The sequence below is a fragment of the Pseudomonas sp. R62 genome (genome assembly GCF_000257605.1).
Lineage (GTDB): Bacteria > Pseudomonadota > Gammaproteobacteria > Pseudomonadales > Pseudomonadaceae > Aquipseudomonas > Aquipseudomonas atacamensis.
This window is the reverse complement of record NZ_JH635998.1, coordinates 620,323-624,727: the sequence shown is the minus strand read 5'-3', so window position 1 is coordinate 624,727 and position 4,405 is coordinate 620,323. Positions and strand designations below refer to the sequence as shown.

Genomic DNA, 4,405 nt, shown 5'->3' with positions numbered 1-4,405 from the left:
GCATCACCTGCATCGCCGTCACCAGCGGCACCGACAGTTGCAGGGTCTCCGCCGTCAGACTCATTTCGGCAATGCCCCCCGGCATCATGCCCAGGGTCAGTGAACGCAGATCCAGATGGGTCAATGCACTCAAGCCCAGCGCCGCCAGCGACGCGATCAACATGGTCAGCGCCGTGCCGATCAACGTCCGGCCCATGAACGACGGCGCGCGGCGGAAGAACTGCCGATTGAAGTGACAGCCCAGGCCGCTGCCGATCAGCCATTGACCGATCTGACTGCCGCCATTGGGCAAACCGATGTGCAGATCCCACGTAATGCTCACCGCCGCACTGACCAGCAACGGCCCGAACAGCCATGGATTGGGTTGGCGCAGACGCTGCCAGAGCCAGGCGAGCAGGGCGCCCGCCGGAAACAGAATCGCCAGCCAGCGCCAATCGACGCTGCCGGCGTGAGAAATCGGCGTGCCGTCACCGAGCAGATACTTGAACGCCGCCGGCACGCACAATACCACCACCAACACCCGCAGACTCTGCCCGGCCGCGACATGGCTGAGCAGTGCACCGTTACGGGCGCCGAGGTTGACCATCTCCCCGGAACCACCGGGCATGCTTGAGAAAAACGCCGTGGCGCGATCCTCGCCGGTGCGGCGCATCAGCCACACGCCGACCACCGCCGAAAGGCTGGTGACCAATGCACCGAAGAAAATCAAACCGAAATGGCTGAGCACCTGTTCCATCACCAGCGGGGTGAAGTGCAGGCCGATACCGATGCCGACGATCCACTGGCCGCACTTGCGCCCGCCAGGAATTTCCGCCAGTTGCCACGGCGTCAGGCAGCGCACCAGGATGATCGCCAGCAACGAGCCGACCATCCACGGAAGCGGCCAGCCGATCTGGCTGGCGATGAAACCGCCAAGCAGACCGACCAGCGGGGTGCCCCACCAGGCTTTCAGGGACAAGCGATCAAACATCGGCAATGACGCGCCGTGCCGCCGAACGCTTGCGCCAGATGCGGATCAGCGGCATCAGCAGCATGATCGCGGTGAGGATCCAGCAACCGAAGGTGATCGGACTCGACCAGAGAATCTCCAGCGCGCCATTGGAGATCGACAGGGCGCGACGCAGGTTCTGCTCCATCAGGCCACCGAGGATGAAGCCCAGCAGCAGTGGCGACAGCGGGAAATCCAGCTTGCGCAGGATGTAACCGAAGATGCCGATACCGATCATCAGGAACAGATCGAAGGTGGTCGCGTGCACAGCGTAAACGCCGATCCCGGTGATGATCGCGATGATCGGCACCAACGCCCAGTTCGGCACGGCGAGGATGCGGGTGAATACGCGGATCATCGGGATGTTGAGGATCACCAGCATCACGTTGGCGATGAACAACGACGCGATCAGGCCCCAGACGATGTCCGGTTGCTGTTGGAACAGCAGCGGGCCCGGAGTGATGTTGTACAGCGACAGCGCGCCGATCATCACCGCCGTGGTGCCCGAACCCGGAACGCCGAGGGTCAGCATCGGAACGAGAGCGCCGCACGCCGCGCCGCCGATAGCGGTTTCCGGCGCGGCCAGACCACGGGGATCGCCTTCACCGAATTTGCCGCTGGTGCCGGCGATGCGCTTCTCGGTCATGTAGGCCACGGCACTGGCGAGCGTTGCGCCGGCACCGGGCAGCACGCCCATGATGAAACCGAGCACGCCGCAGCGCACGTTGACGACGAAAACCGACGCCGCTTCCTTGAAGTTGAACATCATCCGGCCGGTGGCTTTCACCGCTTCCTGGCCGTGGTGGGTTTTTTCCAGCAGCAGAAGGATTTCGCTGATCGAGAACAGACCCAGCACCAGCACAACGAACTGAATGCCGTCGGTCAGGTGAATGTTGTCGCCGGTGAAACGGTACACGCCACTGTTGGCGTCGATGCCGACGGTGGAAAGGAACAGACCGATCAGCGCCGCAATAAATGTCTTCAGCGGTCGATCACCGGCCATGCCGCCGAGACAGACAATCGCGAACACCATCAGCACGAAGTATTCCGCCGGTCCGAAGGCAATCGCCCATTTCGCCAGCAGCGGCGCAAACAGGACCATGCCGCAGGTCGCGATGAACGCGCCGATGAACGAACTCCACGCCGACAGTGACAGCGCGACACCGGCCATACCTTTACGGGCCATCGGGTAGCCGTCGAGGGTGGTCATGACGGTGGAGGCTTCACCCGGAATGTTCAGCAGGATCGAGCTGATCCGGCCGCCGTATTCGCAGCCCAGATAAACCGCCGCGAGCAGGATCAGCGCCGACTCCGGCGGCAGGCCGAGTGCGAACGCGATCGGAATCAGCAACGCCACGCCGTTGATCGGACCGAGGCCCGGCAGCAGGCCGACGACGGTGCCGATCAGGGTGCCGCACAGTGCGGTCACCAGGTTGTACGGGCTCAGCGCGACGCCGAAGCCCTGACCCAAATAGCCAAGGGTATCCATATCAGTTCTCCAGGACGCTGAGCAGGCCGAGGGGCAGCGGAACATCCATCAAGCGATCGAACAGCAGATAGAGACCAACCGCCATCAGGCTGATGATCACCACGCTCGGCAGCCAGCGGCCGCCATAGAGACGGGCCATCGGTACGCCGGTAATGATGCTGGCCACGATGAAGCCAAGGGGTTCGAAGGTGCCGGCAAACACCAGCAACAACACCACGCACAGACCGATCTTGGTCAGGGTTTCGCGATCCAGCGGCGGCTCATCCGGGTTGTGTTTGATCGGCGCCGGGCGAAACACCATGTACAGCAGCGCCAGGCCCATCAGGCCGAGCATCAGCAGCGGAAAGGCGCGTGGGCCGACCGGTTCATAGGAAAAAGCCGCTTGGTACGGCCACGCCATCAGTGCCAGGCCGGCACACACCAGCAGCAACACCGAGGCGAAAATGCGTTGAATAAGCATGGGAGCTCCTGTGCTGCGTCCCCGCGTAGGAGACGCAGCCACTAGACAGAGACGATCACTGGATCAGGCCGAACTCTTTGGCCAGCACTTTGTAGTCGGCGACCTGCTTCTTCACGTAGGTGTCCAGTTCCGGGCCGGTCATGGCGAACGGGAACAGCTCACGCTGATCGCGCAGCTTGGCGAACTCGTCGGAAGCCAGCAGTTTGTCGAACGCGTCTTTCCACCAGGCGTAGTCTTCATCGCTGACTTTTGGCCCGAGGTAGAAGCCACGCACGACCGGCCAGACGATGTCATAGCCTTGCTCGCGAGCGGTCGGGATGTCTTTCATTTCCGGTTCGTCGAGACGCTTGTCCGAGAACACCGCGAGCAGACGCATGTCGCCGCTCTGGATGTGCGGCATGGAGTCGGAGATGTCGGTACTGCCGACCTGGATGTGGCCGCCGAGCAGGGCCGTGGCGATTTCACCACCGCCTTCGAGTGCCACGTAACGCAGTTCGCGCGGGTTGATCCCGGCAGCCTTGGCGATCAGTGCGGTCTGCATCCAGTCCTGGCTGCCGACGGTGCCGCCGGAGCCGATAACCACCGAGCCTGGATCTTTCTTCAACGCCTGAACGAGATCGTCGAGGGTCTTGTAGGGCGAATCGCTTTTCACTGCGATGGCGCCGTAGCTGGTGCCGACGGCAGCGAGCCAGCGCACGTTGGTTTCATCGAAGCGACCGAACTTGCCCTGAGCCAGGTTCAACAGCGAACCGCTCGACCACGCCACCAGCGTTCCGGCATCCGCCGGACGTTGCGCCACTACTGCGTTGTATGCCACCGCGCCGACACCGCCGGGCATGTAGGTCACGCGCATCGGTTTGCTCAACAGCTTCTGGTTGACCAGTGCGCTCTGCACCAGTTTGCAGGTCAGGTCGAAACCACCGCCGGGGGAGGCGGGGGCGATGCATTCCGGACGTTTCGGCTCGGCCATGAGTTGGCCGGCAAACAGCATCGCGCCAGCGGCGAGAGCAACTTTACGCAGTGATACGTTCATTTGAGTCTCCAGAGGAGTTGTTGTTATGGATGGACCGAATGACCAAAGGGCAACGCGAAAACCTAGCGGCAGGCGCAGTTCTCTCGCGGCGCGAGCGCAACGACTGAAACAACGGAGGGGAAACAGGACTGCGGCGAAAAACCGACAGTGCAACGGTGGAATCGAGCAAGGCGAGCAGGCATTACAGCCTTGGTGCGCATGGAGGGCATGCTGGGGTACTCCGTTATTGTTCTTATGAGTCGAAAACGCTTCATGGCGTTTTTCGTTGCGCTGTGTGGCGGCAGCGGCGACAGTCGAAACTGTCCGTGGGCCGACTCTAACCGGCTAACCTTTCAACAACCTTTCAGTTGTCTTTCACGGTTTTCGGGCTTCACAGCGGCGGTTGCGGCTGTAAACTCCGCGGCAAAGCGCGGCGTCGGCCAACTCTGAACGAGG

At 62.3% G+C, this 4,405-nt stretch carries 4 protein-coding genes; all 4 read right to left on the bottom strand.

Annotation, left to right across the window (positions count from 1 at the left end; all coding sequences use genetic code 11):
- On the bottom strand, positions 1 to 970 hold a 970-nt coding region (locus OQK_RS04320; protein WP_016771278.1), incomplete at its 3' end, for an AbrB family transcriptional regulator.
- The gene (locus OQK_RS04315) at positions 963 to 2,477 is read right to left on the bottom strand and encodes a tripartite tricarboxylate transporter permease (protein WP_016771277.1); all 1,515 of its coding nucleotides are present in this window, start codon (positions 2,475 to 2,477) and stop codon (positions 963 to 965) included. The genes OQK_RS04315 and OQK_RS04320, both read right to left, overlap by 8 nt.
- A 1-nt stretch (position 2,478) precedes the next feature.
- Positions 2,479 to 2,937 carry a tripartite tricarboxylate transporter TctB family protein gene (locus OQK_RS04310; protein ID WP_016771276.1) on the bottom strand — a complete coding sequence of 153 codons (459 nt, stop codon included), beginning with the start codon at positions 2,935 to 2,937 and terminating at the stop codon, positions 2,479 to 2,481.
- 55 nt (positions 2,938 to 2,992) lie between these two features.
- Positions 2,993 to 3,970, bottom strand: a complete 978-nt coding sequence (locus OQK_RS04305; protein WP_016771275.1) for a Bug family tripartite tricarboxylate transporter substrate binding protein — start codon at positions 3,968 to 3,970, stop codon at positions 2,993 to 2,995.
- Between the last annotated feature and the right edge of the window lie 435 nt (positions 3,971 to 4,405).